General features: G+C 73.9%; 11 protein-coding genes. 5 read left to right on the top strand and 6 right to left on the bottom strand.

All coding sequences use genetic code 11. The annotated features are described in order from the left end of the window. Positions 1-195: 195 nt before the first annotated feature. Positions 196-3,987, bottom strand: a complete 3,792-nt coding sequence (gene mfd / locus CWC38_RS03690) for a transcription-repair coupling factor (RefSeq protein ID WP_121845479.1) — start codon at positions 3,985-3,987, stop codon at positions 196-198. A gap of 450 nt (positions 3,988-4,437) precedes the next feature. Here mfd and CWC38_RS03685 point away from each other — a divergent pair, with 450 nt between their 5' ends. Further along, a complete protein-coding gene (locus CWC38_RS03685; RefSeq protein ID WP_121845478.1) occupies positions 4,438-5,379 on the top strand; it encodes a uroporphyrinogen-III synthase in 942 nt (313 codons plus the stop codon). Here CWC38_RS03685 and CWC38_RS03680 read toward each other — a convergent pair. Continuing rightward, the gene (locus CWC38_RS03680; RefSeq protein ID WP_121845477.1) at positions 5,352-6,200 is read right to left on the bottom strand and encodes a sirohydrochlorin chelatase; all 849 of its coding nucleotides are present in this window, start codon (positions 6,198-6,200) and stop codon (positions 5,352-5,354) included. The two genes, CWC38_RS03685 and CWC38_RS03680, sit on opposite strands and share 28 nt — an antisense overlap. Before the next feature lie 253 nt (positions 6,201-6,453). Next, positions 6,454-7,491, bottom strand: coding sequence for a glycosyltransferase family 2 protein (locus tag CWC38_RS03675; protein ID WP_121845476.1), 1,038 nt, complete (start codon positions 7,489-7,491; stop codon positions 6,454-6,456). Positions 7,492-7,736: 245 nt separating this feature from the next. Between CWC38_RS03675 and CWC38_RS03670 the strand changes: the two genes are divergently transcribed. From CWC38_RS03670 to CWC38_RS03655, 4 genes are all read left to right on the top strand, one after another. After that, the gene (locus CWC38_RS03670; RefSeq protein WP_121845475.1) at positions 7,737-8,426 is read left to right on the top strand and encodes a YveK family protein; all 690 of its coding nucleotides are present in this window, start codon (positions 7,737-7,739) and stop codon (positions 8,424-8,426) included. Next, a complete protein-coding gene (locus CWC38_RS03665) occupies positions 8,416-9,603 on the top strand; it encodes a glycosyltransferase (protein WP_121845474.1) in 1,188 nt (395 codons plus the stop codon). Before CWC38_RS03670 ends, CWC38_RS03665 begins: the two co-directional genes overlap by 11 nt. Then, a complete protein-coding gene (locus tag CWC38_RS03660) occupies positions 9,600-10,958 on the top strand; it encodes a hypothetical protein (RefSeq protein ID WP_240625032.1) in 1,359 nt (452 codons plus the stop codon). Before CWC38_RS03665 ends, CWC38_RS03660 begins: the two co-directional genes overlap by 4 nt. A 130-nt stretch (positions 10,959-11,088) precedes the next feature. Beyond that, positions 11,089-12,174 (top strand): glycosyltransferase, encoded by a 1,086-nt coding sequence (locus CWC38_RS03655; RefSeq protein WP_121845489.1) that lies wholly within the window; start codon positions 11,089-11,091, stop codon positions 12,172-12,174. On the opposite strand, the gene CWC38_RS03650 is transcribed toward CWC38_RS03655, so the two are convergent. The 3 genes from CWC38_RS03650 to CWC38_RS03640 form a co-directional block, all read right to left on the bottom strand. After that, entirely contained in the window at positions 12,147-13,685 is a 1,539-nt protein-coding gene (locus CWC38_RS03650) for a lipopolysaccharide biosynthesis protein (protein WP_121845473.1), read from the bottom strand. The genes CWC38_RS03655 and CWC38_RS03650 overlap by 28 nt on opposite strands. Positions 13,686-13,692: 7 nt before the next feature. Next, positions 13,693-15,654 (bottom strand): alpha/beta hydrolase family protein, encoded by a 1,962-nt coding sequence (locus CWC38_RS12335; RefSeq protein WP_240625031.1) that lies wholly within the window; start codon positions 15,652-15,654, stop codon positions 13,693-13,695. A gap of 34 nt (positions 15,655-15,688) precedes the next feature. After that, the coding region (locus CWC38_RS03640; RefSeq protein WP_240625030.1) for a glycosyltransferase at positions 15,689-16,975 on the bottom strand (1,287 nt) is incomplete at its 5' end.

Here is a 16,975-nt window from a genome sequence, read left to right as displayed (position 1 = left end):
TCTTCACCCTGGGACCCGCACCCGGGGGCACGGGACGCCAGCACGTCCCGGTCCGGCACCCCGGTCCCCACGGCTCACCGACCACGGCCGCACCACGAATGGGCGTCGTGACAGGCCCCGGGGTCGCACCGCGGCGGCGGTCGAGCAGACCGTGCCCGGGGGTGCGCGGGCCCCGACCCACCACCCGCGCCGGGACTATCCCCGCGCGGCGGCGGCGTCCTCCCCGGCGGCAGGTTCGAGCACGGGGAATACCGCGTCCAGCACCTCCCGGGCCCACGCGAGGATGTCCCCGTCCACGAGGTCCTTGCCGCCGATCCGCGCGGTCTTGGGCTTGGGGATCAGCACCATGCGCTCCTCGGTGCCCGGGACCGGGCGCACCTGCGACCCCGGGTAGAGCCGCGTGAGCCGCATCTCGCGGGACTCCGCGAGCTCCGCCGGGGAGAAGCGGATCATGGTGCCCTGGGTGGCCACGTCCGTGAGACCGGCGGCGCGGGCCCTGATGCGCAGGCGTGCGACGTCCAGCAGGTTCTGCACCGGGGTGGGCATGGGCCCGTAGCGGTCCGTGAGCTCCTCCCCCGCCTCGGCCACGGCCTCCTCCGTGGTGGCGTTCGCCACCGTGCGGTAGGCCTCCAGGCGCAGCCGCTCGCCGGGCACGTAGTCGTGCGGGAGGTGGGCGTTGACGGGCAGCTCGATCTTCATCTCGGCGGGGCCGGTCTCCTGCTCCCCGCGGTACTCGGCCACGGCCTCGCCCACCAGGCGCAGGTACATGTCGAAGCCCACGCCCGCGATGTGACCGGACTGCTCACCGCCCAGCAGGTTGCCCGCGCCGCGGATCTCGAGGTCCTTCATGGCCAGCTGCATGCCAGAGCCCAGCTCGTTGTGCGCGGCCACGGCCTTCAGCCGTTCCAGGGCGGTCTCGCTGAGCGGCTTCTCCACGGGGTAGAGGAAGTAGGCGTAGGCGCGCTCCCGCCCGCGTCCGACGCGACCGCGCAGCTGGTGCAGCTGCGAAAGCCCGTAGCGGTCCGCGTGGTCCACGATCAGCGTGTTCGCGTTGGCGATGTCCAGACCGGTCTCCACGATGGTGGTGCACAGCAGGACGTCGAACTTCTTCTCCCAGAAGTCCACGATGATCTGCTCCAGCCGGGACTCCCCCATCTGCCCGTGGGCCACGGCGATCCGCGCCTCCGGCACCAGCTCCGCGATCTCCTTGGCGCGGGCCTCGATGGTGGAGACCCGGTTGTGGATGAAGAACACCTGGCCCTCGCGCATGAGCTCGCGCCGCACGGCCGCGGAGACCTGCTTGTTGGTGTAGGGCCCCACGTACGTGAGCACGGGGTGGCGCTCCTCGGGCGGGGTGGCCAGCGTGGAGGTCTCCCGGATGCCCGTCATGGACATCTCCAGGGTGCGCGGAATGGGCGTGGCGGACATGGCCAGCACGTCCACGTCCGTGCGCATGGCCTTGAGCTTCTCCTTGTGCTCCACCCCGAAGCGCTGCTCCTCGTCGATGATCACCAGCCCCAGGTTCTTGAACTGCATCTCCTTGCTCAGCAGCCGGTGGGTGCCGATCACCACGTCCACCGCGCCGCTGCGCAGCCCCTCCATGGTGGCCCTGGACTCCTTGGCGCTCTGGAACCGGGAGAGCGTGGCCAGGCGCACGGGGAAGCCGGAGAAGCGCTCCGCGAACGTCTCCGTGTGCTGCTGAGCGAGCAGCGTGGTGGGCACCAGCACGGCCACCTGCTTGCCGTCCTGCACCGCCTTGAACGCCGCCCGCACGGCGACCTCGGTCTTGCCGTAGCCCACGTCCCCGGAGATCAGCCGGTCCATGGGGATGGGCCGCTCCATGTCCGCCTTGACCTCGTCGATCGTGGTGAGCTGGTCCGGGGTCTCGATGTACGGGAACGCCTGTTCCAGCTCGCGCTGCCACGGGGTGTCCGGGCCGAAGGCGTGGCCCTTGGACGCCATGCGCGCGGAGTACAGCCGGATCAGCTCGTTGGCGATCTCCTTGACGGCCTTCTTGGCGCTGCGCTTGGTCTTGTTCCAGTCCGCACCGCCCATCTTGGACAGCGACGGCGCCTCCCCACCCACGTAGGCGCTCACCTGGTCCAGCTGGTCCGTGGGCACGAACAGCCGGTCCTTCGGCCCGTTGCGCTTGGAGGCCGCATACTCCAGCACGAGGTACTCGCGCACCGGCTTGGGCTGGCCGGGGGCCGTCATGGCGCCGGCAATGGGCCGCTGCACGAGCTCGATGAACTGCCCGATGCCGTGCTGCTCGTGCACCACGTAGTCACCCTTCTGCAGGGTGAGCGGGTCCACCTGGTTGCGCTTGCGGCGCTGCGGGAGCTTGCGCTCGCCACGGTTCTCGTACGCGGTGGAGCGCCCCAGCACGTCCGCCTCCGTGAGCAGTGCGGTGCGGGTGGCGTCCAGCGCGAAGCCGCGGCCGGCGCGCGCGGTGGTGAGTTCGACGACGCCCGGCTGCGGGGCCTGCGTGATCGAGTCGTGGCGGGCGGCGGGGATGTCCGCGCCGTGCAGCAGCTCGCTGAGCCGCTGCAGCGGTCCGGGCCCGTCCGTGACGAGCACGATCCGCCACTCCTCGCGCATCCGCTGCGCGAGGAACTCCAGCACGGCGGCCACGTCACCCGAGAACCGGGTGGGTTCCCGCGCCGCGACGGTGAGCGTGTCCGCGTCCGTGTCCGCCAGGCGCACCTCCTCCTCGGAGGTGTCCGCGTCGATCTCGGACGTGGTCACCGCGTTGACGTTCAGCCCGGTCACGGACCACCAGCCCACGGAGCGCTCCAGGGCGAGCTCCCGCACCTGCGCAATGGTGTGGAAGGAGCCGGAGGAGAGCGTGCGGGACGCGCCGTCGTCCGTGTCGAGCGCGGCGTCGAGGTCCAGGGGTGCGTCGCTGCCGCCCGAGGCGGAGTCCCACGCGGCCATCAGGAACTCCTCGTTGGTGGCCACGAGGTCGTGGGCGCGCGCCCGCACCTTCTCGGGCTCCAGCACCACGGTCATGGACCCCTCCGGCAGCAGGGACATGACCTGGACCATCTCGTCCGCGAGCAGCGGCGCGAGGGACTCCATGCCCTCCACGTACTGGCCACCGGCAATGCGCTCGAGCATCTCGCGTCCGCCTGGCAGCTGCTCCTTGAGCTTGGCGGCGCGGGACTGCACGGACGGGGTGATGAGCAGCTCGCGGCACGGCGGGGCCACGATCACCGAGGGGTGCTCGGCCGTGGTGAGAGTGCGCTGGTCCGCCACGGCGAACCACCGCATCTCGTCCAGCTCGTCCCCGAAGAACTCCGCGCGCACGGGGTGGTCCAGGGTGGGCGGGAAGACGTCCACGATGCCGCCGCGCACCGCGAACTCACCGCGGCGGGTGACCATGTCCACGCGGGAGTACGCGGCCCCGGCGAGGTCCGCCACGAGCTGCTGGAAGTCGTAGTCCTGCCCGGTGCGCAGGGTCACGGGCTCCATCTGGCCGAGTCCCGCCACCACGGGCTGCAGCACCGAGCGCACCGGGGCCACGACCACGCGCAGCGGCTGCTCGGAAGGGTCGCGGCGCTCCAGCCTGCGCAGCACGCTCAGCCGCTGGCCCACGGTGTCCGAGCGCGGCGAGAGCCGCTCGTGCGGCAGGGTCTCCCAGGACGGGAAGTTCGCGATCTGCTCCGCCGGCAGATAGGCGCCCAGGCCGGCCTGCAGCTCCTCGGCCTCGCGTCCCGTGGCGGTGACGGCCAGCAGGACGGGCCCGGCGGCGGCGTCGTCCGTGGTGCCGGCTCCCCGCGCGGGGATGTCCGTCCCCGGCACCGACGCCGCGGGGGCGCCGTCCGCCATCCCGGCGGCGATCTGCGCGAGCACGGGGGCGCGCAGCCCGTCCGTGGCGCTGATGATCGTCTCCGCGGAACGCTCCGCGAGCGGACGGGCCGCCTGGGTGCGGATGTTCGCGAAGCTGCGGTCCTCGGTGAGCGCGGTGAGCAGACCGGTCAGGGACATGGGTGGCTGGCTCCTGGTGTCGTGGACGTTCGGGTGCCGCCGGTGCGAGGCGGCACGTGCGTGGGATCGCCACGGTGCGGTGGCCGGGTGCGGCCAACCGTCCCGGGGGTGCTGCGGTGCCGACACCCACGGGCGCCGGACATGCGGACGGGCCACCGCCCGGCTCCCGGGAGCCTGCCCACCGGGGTCCGGTGGGCGCGCGGTTCGGGGCAGTGGTCGGGCGGATCGCGCCCAGCCTACTCGCGCCCTCGGACACGCACAGCGCGGTGCCCCGCCCCGGGGATCCACCTGCTGGGCCCCCGCGCTCCGGGTCCCCGCTTTCCGAGCCCGCGCGCGCCCGGCCCCCGGGACGTGCCGAGGCCCGCCCGGCGGCCATCAACCGGCGGCCCCACCCAGCGCTGCGTGCGGGCCGCGGGGCCGCCGGTTGGTGGCGGCTCCTACCCTGGAGCCATGAGCGCACCTTTGAAGCCCGTCCTGTCCGGCACCACCGTGGCCGTGACCGCCCACCGCCGCGCCCAGGAGCAGGGTGGAGCGTTCGAGCGCCACGGGGCGCGGGTGGTGTACGCCCCCGCCCTGAAACTGGCACCGGCTGACGAGGACGACGACGTCCTGGCCGCCGCCCGGGACACCATCGCGTCCGCGCCGGGCACCGTGCTGGTCACCACGGGCTACGGCGTGAAGCGCTGGCTCGCGGTGGCCCAGGAGCACGGTCTGCGGGAGGACCTGCTGGCCGCGCTGCGCGCGAGCACCGTGCTCGCCCGAGGCGCCAAGGCCAAGGGGCAGCTGCAGGCCCTGGAGATCCCGTGCGCGTACACCGGGGCCTCCGGCCGCACCTCCGAGCTCGTGGACCGGCTGCTGGCTGCGGAGCTCTCCCCCGGCCAGACCGGCACTGCGGCAGCCACCGCCACGTCCGCCACTGCGATCTCGGGGGCGGGTCCCGGAGCGGCGGCCCCTCACGTGGTGGGCCCGGAGGTGGTGGGCCCGGTGACCGTGCAGGTGCACGGCACCACGGACGAGGAGCAGCTCGAACGGCTGCGCGCCGCGGGCCTGGACGTTCGGGTGGTGGCGCCGTACCGGTGGGAGTCCGCGGACGAGGGTTCCCGGCTCGCGGACCTCGTGCACGGCATCGTGGCGGGCCGCGTGGACTACGTGACGTTCACGGCCGCTCCCGCGGTGGACGCCCTGTTCGACGCCGCCCGCTCCCTGGGTGCCCACGACCCGCTGGTCGCCGCGCTGCGGGAGGGGCGGTGCGCCCCGGTGGCCATCGGCCCGGTGTGCGTGCAGCCGCTGGAGGAGGCCGGGATCGACGGTGCCGTGGTCCCGCAACGGTTCCGGCTCGGGGCCATGGTCCGCGCCGTGTGCGATCACGCGGAGGCAGCGGCCTCCCGGTAGTGCTCCACCACGAGGTCCACGAGCTCCGGCGGGACCTCCCCGTCAGCCACGAGCAGCGGCTGCGCGGCGACGTCGGCGGCCGCGGCGAGCACCCGGCCGTGGAAGTAGCCCGGCGCCAGCAGGTACGGGGCGAGCAGGACGCGCCCGGCGGCGTCGTCCGGGCGATCCCCGGAGCCGGGGACCGCGCCGAGAGGTGCGGAGGGGGTGTCCGTCCGTGTCCGGGAAGCCGGGGCGGAGGCGGCGCCACGGCGCGCAATCTCGGCGCGGGCAGCGGCGAGCGCGTCCGGCAGGGACGGTGCGGCCGCGGAGAGGTACGCGGCGCTGACAGGGCGCTCCAGCTCGGCGGAGAGCAGCTGCGCCATCCGTTCGCAGTCCTGCCCCGCCCGGGGATCGGAGGACCCGGCGGCCACCATGACCACGCGGTCCCGCGCGGTGAGCGGTGGCGCACCGGCGGCGTCCAGGGCCTCGGCGAGCCGGCGGGCCAGCACGGCGGCCAGGCGCGGGTCCGGGCCGAGGGCCGCGGCCACCCGGTGCCGCGGGGAGCCTGCCACCGCGCGCGTCATGTCCACGAACACGTGGTACCCCGCGGACAGCAGCAGCGGCACCACCACGGCCTCGTGCTCCGCGACCTCGGCGGTGCGGGCCTCGAGGTCCGGCTCCTGGACGTCCACCCACGTGTCCACCACCCGGGTCCCGGGCAGCCGGTCGCGCACGGCGGCCACGAGGGCGGCCACGGCGTGCTGGCCGCGCGGATCACGCGTGCCGTGGGCGCACGCGAGCAGGACGGGCGGAGGCGTGGCGGGACTGTTCACGCATCCCATTGTGGCGGCTCCGGCGGCGGGGACGCACGCGCGCGCTCGGGTACGCCAGTGCGCAGGACGTGGCGGAGTGGGTGGCGGACGGGACGCGCGCGCTCGGGTACGCCACGTGGGGGAGCGCGGAAGAGCCGGACGCGCCGGTGGAGGTCCGTGCCGGTGGACGTGCGTGCCGGTGTGCGCGGGGAACGTGCCGGGACAAGGTGGTGGCCCGGCGGCGTCGTCGCCGCGCGCGGCCCCGTGCCCGTACCGGGCGGCGTCAGCGACGCATGGCGTCCGTGTACCCCACGCTGGCGTCCACCGCGCGCTGCCGGGACACGAGCCACCGCATGCCGCCCGGCAGCCGGGCGATCCGCGCCTTGAGCGCGACCCGCCGCTGGCTCGGCATCATGGCCGCGGCCGTCTCGAGCAGGCGCCGGGCGTCCTGGGTGCGTCCGTCCCGCATGGCCTGCTCCGCGTCCGACGCCGCCGCGAGCGGGGATCCCTCGCGCAGCCGCCGCAGCAGCTTGTCCCGCTCCCCGGGGCTCAGCTCCTTCTCGAAGCGCACCAGCGTCTTGCGCAGCGCCATCTCCTCCCCCGCGGCCATCCGGTCCCGCTGGGACTGCATGGACCCGCCGGACCACGCCAGGATGGAGGTGACCCGGTCCACGCGGTCGAAGCGCCAGCCCGAGTAGATGGCGCGCAGCCACAGCTCCCAGTCCTCCACGAACACCTGTTCGGGGTCGAAGGCCCCCACCTCCTCGAAGAAGCTGCGGGGGAACAGCCCGTACAGGCTGCCGATGTTGTACTCCAGGATCACGCTGCGCTGCTCCTCCGGGCCCGGCATGCGCTCGCGGTACTGCACTCGCTCGGGGTTGATCCCGGAGGGGGTGCACAGCCAGCCGTTGGCGTAGACCACCGTGCGCTCGCGCCCGGGGTGCTCCTGCAGCTGCTCGTAGCGGGCCAGCAGGGTCTCCAGGTGGTGCGGCAGCAGCTCGTCGTCCGCGTCCAGGAACGTGATGAAGTCCCCGGAGACCAGCCCCAGGGCCCGGTTGCGGGCGGCACCGCAGCCCGCGTTCTCCTGCGTGAGGACCTGCACCGTGCGCCCCGGGCGCTCCACGGTGGTGTAGCCCGCGAGCACCTCGGCCGTGTGGTCGGTGGAGCCGTCGTCCACCACCAACACCTCCACCCGCGGGTGGGTCTGGCGCAGCACGCTGCTGATCGCCTGCCCCACGAGCTCCTGGCCGTTGTAGACGGCGATGACCACGCTCACGAGCGGTGCGTCCGCCGTGCCTGCCGTGGTGGTGTCCGGTGTCATGCTGCCCCCCGTGCTCGGCCCCTGGCCGCGGTGCTCCGCGACCCGCACAAGTCTAGGAAAACCGGGCGGCCCCACCCGCCCGAATCCGTCCACACAAGGGGGCACGTTTGTCCCGAACACACCATTTCCGGCGGTCCCGGCCCGGGAAGCTGGCTAGAGTTCTGGTGCAACCACGATGGGGATCTGGGGACCCCTGTGTGCACCCGAGCGCGCCGCGCCGTGCACCGGGGCCGAGGGGGAGAAACATGAACTTGAGTCAGTACGTCCGATGCTTGAAGCAGCTGTGGCTGCTGGTCCTGCTCGCCACCGTGGTGGGTGCGCTCGCCGGAATCGCCTCGACCCTCGTGGTCCCGAAGTCCTACGAGTCCCAGTCGCAGGTGTTCGTGAACGTGGCCAACCCGCGCTCGGTGACGGATCTGCAGATGGGCGAGCAGTTCGCCGTCGCCCGCGCCGGGTCCTACGCCAAGGTGGCCACCACCAACTCCGTGCTGCAGCCCGTGGTGGACCGCCTGCACCTGGAGGACACGCCCGAGGAGCTCGCCGCCAAGAACGTGGTGGTCACGAACGAACCGAACACCGCGATGATCACCATCACCGCCACGGGGGACTCGGCGCAGCAGGCCGCGAACCTGGCGCAGGCCACCGCCGAGAGCCTCGTGAGCGTGAGCCGGGGACTGGAGACCGTCCCGCAGTCCCAGGACGGGCTGCAGCCGGCGAACGTCAAGCTCAACGTGGTCCAGCGGGCCGCCGTTCCGGAGAAGGCCGCCGGGCCCTCCGCGGCGGTCAACACCGCGCTCGGAGCGCTCGTGGGTCTGGTCGTGGGGCTGCTGCTGGTGCTGTGGCGCGGGCGCCCCGCCGCCGAGCGCCGGACGTCCCACCGCGCGGACGCGGCCACCACCCGGGCCCACGAGCACGTCGCCGACGATGAGCTCTGAGTCCGGCCTGCCGGGGTGCCCCCGGGACATCGTGGTCGTGTGCCCCACGGAGTACGGCGGGCAGCTGGAGCATGCCGCGGACCTCGCGCTCGCCCTCGACGCGAGCCCGGACGTCGCCGCGGTCTCGCTCGTCTCGCGCCCCGGGGCCCGCGAGTACCTCGGCTGGGCGGCGGAGCACCCGGTGCGCGTGGTGGAGACCGTGCCGCCCCGGCGCACCCGGGTGCCGCGCTCCGCCCCCGGCAGGGCGCTGCGGGCCGGTCTGCAGGTGCTGGACCTCGTGCGCGAGCACCTGGCCGTGCGCGCGGTGGCCGCCCGCGCGAGCCACGACGCCGTGCTCGCCCTGGACTCCACCAAGTACCCCCTCCCCGCCGTGCTGCGGGCGCGCCGCGCGCAGCGCACCGCGGTGTTCGTGCACAACGCGCAGCCGCACTTCGACCTGGGCTCCGCGGGGCTCCGGGAGCGCGTCCTGCTCTGGCTGGACCGGGCCTGCGCCCGCCGCGCGGACCGGGTGGTCACCCACGGCCGCGAGCAGGCGGAGATCATCCGCGGCTACACCACCCGGCCCGTCACCGCGGTGGACCTGCCCGTGTCTTCCCGCCTGGACCCGGGGGCCCCCGCCGCGCCGGCCGCCGCAGCGACCGGGCCCTATGCGCTCTGCATCGGCGAGGTGCGCGCCAACAAGGGCATCGAGCTTGCCGTGGTGGCCGCGGGCGAGGCCGGTGTGCCCCTGCTCGTGCGCGGCAAGGCGGAGAGCCCCGAGCTGGCGGCGGAGCTCGCCGCGCTCGCCCGCCGCCACCCGTCCGTGGACGTGGTGGACCGCTTCCTCTCCCGGGACGAGTTCGCGGGCTACGTGAAGGACGCCGCGGTGATCGTGCTGCCCTACACCCACTTCGACGCCCACTCCGGCGTCCTGGCCAAGGCCGTGGGGGCGGGCACCCCCGTGGTGGCCTCGGACCTCGCCTCCCTGCGCGCCCAGGCCGGGGACTACGCCGGCTTCCGCGCCGCGGACGTCCACGACGCCGCGGCGTTCGGCGCCGCCCTGCGGGACGCGTTCGACGACGCCGTCCGCACCCGCGGCGCGCCCCCGTCCGCGCCGGGGGGCGCCACCCCGGGCGCCGACGTGCACGCGGACTGGGGGCCCTCCGTGGCCGCCGTGCTCGGGACGGAGCGGGCGTGAGCACCGTGGCGCAGCCGGGCCTGCTGGCCGGCCGGAGCGGCACCGGCCCCCGCCGCGCGTCCACCCGTTCCCGCGGCGCGGCGCTCGTCACCCCGGGAACGGCCCTGGACCGCGCACTGTCCGGTGCGCTGATCGTGCTCTCGGCCCTGCCCTACGCGGCCGTGCCACTGGGCTCCAACACCAACCTGCCGCTGTCCAGCGTGGTCTGCGTCCTGCTGATCCTGCGCTGCGCCCGGCACATGCCGGTGATGTGGACCGCGCTGCTCGTGGGAGTCGTCCCCTTCGCGGCCTCGGCCGTGCGGATGTTCCTGAGCCCCGTCCCCGTGCAGGTCGCGGGATCCATCACGTGGCTCGTGTTCACGCTGCCCCTGGCCGGCGCGGCCGCCGCCATCCTCTTCCTCGGGCCGCGCGCCATCTCGTGGCTGAGCTGGACCATGCTGCTCAGCGCGGCCTACACCCTCGTGCAGAAGTACGTGTTCTTCGACGTGGTGGGCGTGATCCCCTTCGAGGGCCTCTACACCATCCCCGGCTACGCGAACGTCTCCGACTTCAGCGAGACCTTCCTGACCTACGTGCGGCGGCCCTTCGGGCTCTTCCCCGAGACCTCCTTCATGGTGGGCTCGCTGTCCCTGATGGCCATGGCCCTGGTGGTCGTGCTGCGCCACCACGGCCGCCGCATGACCCCGCGGGACGTCCTGGCCATGGCCCTCGTGCTCTGGGCCGTGGCGGTCTCCGGCTCGGGAGCCGCGGTGGTTGTGCTCGGCGTGGTGCTGATCGCCGCGATCGCCCCCTACGCCGTGCGCCGGGCCTGGGCCGCGGTGCTGCTGGTGCCCCTGGGGCTCGCCGGAGCGGCCTACGTGGGGCTGGACGTCCTGCGGGACCGCAAGGAGTCCTTCAACTGGTCCTGGGCGGACCGCGGCTCCTCGATCACGGCCTCGGTGCGCCACCTGGTCTCGGATCCCACCACGTTCCTGTGGGGCGTGGGGCGGGGCCGGTCCAACGAGCTGTTCCTCAGCGGGCGCATGCCCCTGGGGGACCTGCAGCACTACAACCCGCTGCCGGACATCTACTCCGTGATCGGCCGCGTCCTGCTGGAGAGCGGCATGGTCTTCGGGCTCGCCCTGGTCCTGGTCATGGCGGTGCTGTGCGTGCGCTCCGGCGGGCGCAACCCCCTGTGGCTCGGCGGGTGCACGCTGGTGGTGTGGCTCGTCGTTGCCGGGGCCACCACGAGCTATGACTCCGCGTTCTGGGTGTGGGGCATCGCCGGGGTGTGCCTGGGGCTGGAGCTCTCCCGCCCCGCGGCTGCCGGCAGCGCGGGCGCCGGTGCGGACGACGCCGCCGGGCCGGGCACCTGATCCACTCCGGCGCCACGCCACGCGGCTCCTGCCAACGAGGGCTGCGCCCACGAGGGACAGGGCTGTCGTGCCCGCGGGCGCCGGCATCGCCACACCATGCACCGTCCACCTCCGCAGAAAGGCCCGCACCGTGCGCGTCCTCCACATCGTCAACGACGCCGAGACCGGCGGCGCCCAGACGCTCATCGAGCAGCTGCTGCTCACCCGGCGGCCCGAAGACGAGGCGCACCTGCTCGTGCTGCTCGGCCCGGGAGCCCTCTCCCCGCGGCTCGAGGCCGCGGCCACGAGCACAACGTACGCGCACATGACCCGCAGGGACCTGCTTCCGGTGAGGGCCGCCCGTGCCGTGCGCCGGCTCGTGCGGGAGCACCGGATCGACGTGGTGCACTCCCACCTCCAGCAGTCGGACCTCGTCAACGAACTGACCCCGCACGGCGCCGCGAAGGTCACCACCCTGCACTCGAGCCTGAACCTGGCGTCGAGCCGCGTGGCGGGCGTGGTCTGGCGGCTCGCCGCCGTCTTCTCCTCCCGCCTGGACGCGGTGGTGGCCTGCTCCCCCACCGCACGGGACTTCGCGGTGGACTTCGGATACCGCTTCCCCGGGGAGCGGATCCTGGTGGTTCCCAACGGCACCACCACTGCAGCGGCCCCCGCTCCCGAGCCCCCCGGGGACCCCGTCCTGCTGCATCTGGGGCGCCGCGTGCCCGCCAAGGACCACCCCACCCTGTTCCGGGCGTTCGCCCAGACCCGGGAGCGGCACCCCCTGGCGCGCCTGGTGTGCGCCGGCCACGGGGTGGATCCGCACAACCGCGTGCTCACGGACGAGCTGGCACGGCTTGGCCTGACCGACGCCGTGGAGCTGCTGGGGTCCGTCTCGGACGTCCGCTCCCTCATCCGGGCATCCCACGCCATGGTGTTCTCCAGCAGCGAGGAGGCCCTGCCCATGGCCGGCATCGAGGCGCTGAGCGAGGGCGTTCCCGTGATCACCACGGACACCGGGGACACCCGGGTGCTGTCCGTGGAGCCCTTCACGCTGGTCCCGCCCCGCGACCCAGAGGCCCTGGGCGCCGCACTGACCCGGTTCCTGGACCTCACCCCGACGCTGCGAGAGGGCCTGCGGCACCGCAGCTGGGAGCGCGCCCGTGCGGACTTCGACGCCCGGGTGACCGCGCGCCGCTACCGCGAGCTCTACGAGGAGCTCACCACGGCGTCCTGAGCGTCCGCCGACCGGGCGCTGTTCAACTCCCGGTCGCGGCGCCGGATCCGGCGGAACGCCGCCAGGAACACCGCCCCGAGTGCCGCGCCGCACACCCCGATGGTCAGGACGTCGGGCAGGACCCGGCCCGCCAGGACGAACACCACTGCACCGGCGGCTGCGGCGAGCAGCATGAGGACCCAGGTCCGCAGATCCGCCGCTCCGGCACGGCTGGACTCCGCACGCTCGCTGAACACGAGCTGAACGGGGACGGCCAGCAGCAGCGGCGCAGTGGACGCCGCCATCACCACCTCCAGGTTCCCGGTCTGCGCGGCGAACCACACGGCGGGCAGGGTGACCACGAGAATCCCCAGGCTGATCAGCGAGGCCACGAGGGGACTGCCGCGCAGCGTCATCACCAGGTTCGGCACCTGCCCGAGGGACTCCCCCAGCACACCGAGGACCACCATGGCCAGGGCGGGGGCCGCGAAGGCCATGGCGGGGCCGAGCCACACGCTCAGCAGTTCCGTGGGGATCGCGAGCAGCGGGATGCTGATCATGAGCCCCACCAGCAGGGACACCGTCATGGCCACGCGGATGTGCTCCGCCGCCTCGCCGCCCTGCGACTTCTTGATGGGGTAGGCGAACGGCATGGCGATCCAGCTGATCACCAGACGGGCACTCTGGAACACGCGGATCAGCGCCCCGAAGGCGGTGGCGGCATGCAGCCCCAGGGTGGGCCCCACGATGAACAGCGGCAGCTGGTACACCCCCAGGAGGGACAGCGAGCCGATGGACAGCACGGAGGACATCCGCAGCAGGGGCCTGCCCTGCTCACGCCAGGCACCGGGCAGCGGGCGCGCCAGCCCGAAGCGGCGGTGCACCGCCCACAGGCACACCGCGGGCGGCAGCAGCAGGGAGACGCACTCCACGAGCACCAGGGCGATCAGTCCGCCCTGGAACGGGATGAGCAGGGCGTACCCGGCGGCACGTCCCAGGATGGCCACCACGGCCGCCTTGCGCTCCACGTCCGGGCGGTTGAGGGCCCACAGCACGGAGTTGCACGCGCGCCCGAGCACCGAGAAGAACAGCGTGAACCCCGCGGCGAGCAGCAGGGGAACCACGGCGTGCTGGTCCCGCTCGGGCACGTCCACCGTGGTGAGGTAGAGCGGGAAGAACACGAAGTACAGGCCCGTGAGCACCACCGCGAGCACCAGGAAGACGCCGATGGCCACGGCCACGAAACTCTGGCGCCGCCGGGCGTGGGCGGCGTCGTCCGGGATGTCCGTGAGGGTGCGCACGATGCCCGTGCCGAGCCCGAAGTCGGACATGGTGAGCAGCTGGATGGCGCTGAACGCAATCACCCACAGCCCGTAGGACTCCGCCCCCACGATCGCGATGGCGAAGGGGTAGAGCAGGAGCAGTCCGAAGACGCTCGTGAACCCGGAGACGTAGTTCCACAGGATGTTGGTCCCCACACGGGAGGCCTCGGTCTCGGGCGGGGGTGTGCGCACGGCGGGCGTGTCTGTCATGACGGGGCTACTGAGCCTTCCACTGGTCGAACAGCTCGTCGAGCTGGCGGGCGATCTGGTTGCGCGCGGTGCGCGAGAGGACGGAGTGGTCCACGGCGGGGACGTAGCGCTCCGCGATCTGCCGTCCGCGGCGCTGCAACCGGGACACGGCGCGGTCTGCGGTGGTCTCCCGGTAGCGCTCCTCGTCCTGCGGGCCCACCAGGAGCACCACGCGGCGGCCGTGGCTGGCACGCTCCAGCACGTGGTCCGGGATGGACGCGGACGGGTTGCGGGCCATGAGGTTCCACACGGGCTCCGGGGTGCGGTGGCGCAGCGCGTGCGAGGCGACCTGCTTGCCCTCGGCCAGTCGGGCCGTGGCCCATGTGCCGGCGTCGGACAGGACACCGCGGGCGGCGTCCGCGCACCGGGAGCGGCAGGCCCCGTGCACGCTCCCGGCGCCCCCGTGCGCCGGTGCCGCCGCCCGACCACCCGACGGTGCGGCGTCGGCTGCGGCCGAGGTGCTCTTCGCGCGCAGCTTGGCGTCACCGTCGTAGCTCGGGCGCAGCCCGTCGAAGAAGCCCTGGTGCATCCGCCACTCGTTCTGGTTGATGAGGATCAGGGCCTGGGCGGGCAGCCCCGCGGGCTCGCGCGTGGCCCGCAGCGTGGCCCACGCGCCGGAGCACAGCACCGTGGCCACCACGTCCGTGCGGAAGCGCTCCCCGAGCCAGCGGGCCTGCTCGCGCAGCGCCTGGGCGTTGAGGTAGCGGTAGGGGTTCGGGTCCCGGTCGGACCACAGCAGGGCCCGGTCCCCGGCGCCGTCGCGGTCCGCGCGGAGACTGACCACGCCGCGGCCCGCGAGCCGGCGTGCGGTCTCGGGCCACAGCCCGGAGCCGTCCCGGGGCTCGGACGCCCCGGGAGCGAAGAACGTGACGGGTTTGCCCGGCCACGGGGCGATGGCCCCGCCAGCAGCCTGTGCGGTGGCGTCCGCCGTGGCCGCCGCCGTGACCTCGGGGCTCGACTCGGCACCCCTGCGACCCGCGGCACCCGGCGACGCCGCGGGCCCCCGGCCACCGGTCCGGTCGGGGACCTGTCCCGCCACGGGGCCCGTGAGGATGCCCGGGTAGCCCGCGGGGTCCACGGCCACGACCTCCTCCGCGCACAGCACCCCGTCCCCCGCGAGGAACTCGTTGCGCGCGGGGCCCCTGCCCGCACCCGTGAAGGGCACCAGTCCCGGACGGGGCAGCCTCCGCAGCAGGTCCTCCAGGACGTCGTAGTGCACCCGGACGTCCAAGGACTCCACGCCGTACATGACCTTGGCACGCGGCTGGTCCGCCTCCCGGTACACCTCCACCCCGGGGGGCAGCTGGGCCAGCCGTCGCGGGTCCGGGATGCGCGCGAGCTGCTCGGCCTGCGCGTCGGTGAGCCACAGCCCCATGAGATCCACCCCGTCCCCGGTGGGGATCTCCGGCAGGGTCGCGCGGCGCAGGCGCGACCACTGGTTGGCGAAGGCCTTTCCGCTCACCGGTTCCCACGCGATCACGTGGTCGAAGTGCTCCGAGAGCATGCTCAGCAGACCGGCGCCCACCCGGTAGCCGATGCCGTAGACGGGCAACTCCTCGATGCCGCAGACCTCCCGTGCTTGCTGGGCGGCGTCCAGCACGTTCCGCAGCCACTCCTGGAGCAGGTCGTCCCCCGGGCGCAGCGCGTGCGAGTCGCCCACGCCCCGGTAGCTGACCCGTGCCACGCAGTAGCCCGCGCCCGTGAGGAGCATGGCCAGCTGCCGCAGGGCCCGGTAGCCCTGGACGTGCTCGCGCCCCGCGGGCGGTGCCAGCACCACGAGCCCCCGCGCCCGCCCGTTCTCCGGCGTGTGCAGCCACGTGAAGGTGGCGCTGCTCCCCGTGCCCGTCCACATGCCCGCGCCCGCGGTGCCCGCCGGTGCGGCGCTCGCCCCGCGCTCCGTCCGCGCCGGGGGCGTCCCGATGGTGTTCATGGTGTTCTCCCCTGTCCTCTCCCCAGTAGTTCGGTCACCGCGCGAGGGTGCGCTCCGCGAGCGGCACGCGGATGCCGTAGATCTCTCCCAGCCGCTGGCGCTGCACCTCACGGCAGTTCTCCCACAGCGCCCGGCGGGCCCATGCGGACACGGCGTCCCGCGCCCGCTCGTCCGTGATCTCCTCCCAGTGCCGCGCCACCTCCTGCGGCGAGTCGACGACGACCGGCAGCCCTGCGTCGTCGAACACCCTGATGCGCCGCACGATCACGGGGATGTCGTTGAGCGCCGCCTCCAGCACCGTGATGGGAAAGCCCTCCCAGCGCGCCGTGTGCAGGTAGACGTCCGCCCGTGCGAGGTGCTGGCGCACCTCCTCGTGGCCCACCCAGCCCGTGACCTCCACACCGTGCTCGCGCAGCAGCCGCTCCACGCCCTCGTCCCCGCCACCGATCCACAGCGGGCGCACGTCATGGCCGGCGGCGCGGATGGCGTCCACCGCCTGGGCGAAGAACACGGGGTCCTTCTGCGCCGCCAGACGCCCCGCGCCGGCGAGCACGAGCGGTTCGCCCGGCGCGGGACGGCGCTTGCGCTCACCGCACGGGCGGGCGATGTTGGGCACGTACACCGTGCGGGGTGCGATCGGCCCCCAGTGCGCCACGTTGTTCTCCGCCTTGGAGCACCCGGCGAGCACGTCCGTGCGGGCGGCCAGTGCCCCCTCGAGCAGCCAGTAGCCCAGCCGGGTCAGACGGGAGCGGTCCAGCCGCGAGAAGGACCACGCGTGCGGCGTGTACACCTGCTTGATCCGGGTCAGCGAGAGGTCCAGGTACTTGTTGTTCGTCAGCTCGCGCACCGCCCTCCCCAGCGGTGCCGGAACGGAACGGCCCGGGCGGCGTCCGGCGCCCCGCACGGTGGTCCGCTCCTCCGGTGCGGCAGGCAGCTCGGCACCCGCCAGGAGATCCCCCTGCCGCTCGGCGCGCGTGGTGGGCGCAGCGGGAGCGTTCAGCGGTGAGAGGGTGTCGTTGCGGCGGCGCGGCAGGTGTCCCACGGCCGTGCGTGCGTACACGCCGGCGTAGCTCGAGTGCGAGTGGATGACGTCCGGTTTCACCGCGCGGATGGCCCAGCGGGTGGCCTTGACGTTGGCCAGGTGTCCCCCGGGCAGCGAACGGACCGATGCAAAATCAGCGTCCCAGTTAGCCTCGAGATTCACGGCCTCGGGGCGCAGGTGGCACAGCAGGTGGTGCTCGCACTCCGGGGTGGCGCGGGCGTAGTCCCGCACGGCCGCCGCCACACCCCCTCCGAAGGCCTCCACCACGTGCAGCACCAC

Origin of the sequence: Kocuria tytonicola (assembly GCF_003687455.1) — a bacterium.
GTDB classification, from domain to species: Bacteria; Actinomycetota; Actinomycetes; order Actinomycetales; family Micrococcaceae; genus Kocuria; species Kocuria tytonicola.
The sequence above is the reverse complement of the archived record's forward strand: the minus strand, read 5'-3'. Positions and strand labels throughout refer to the sequence as shown.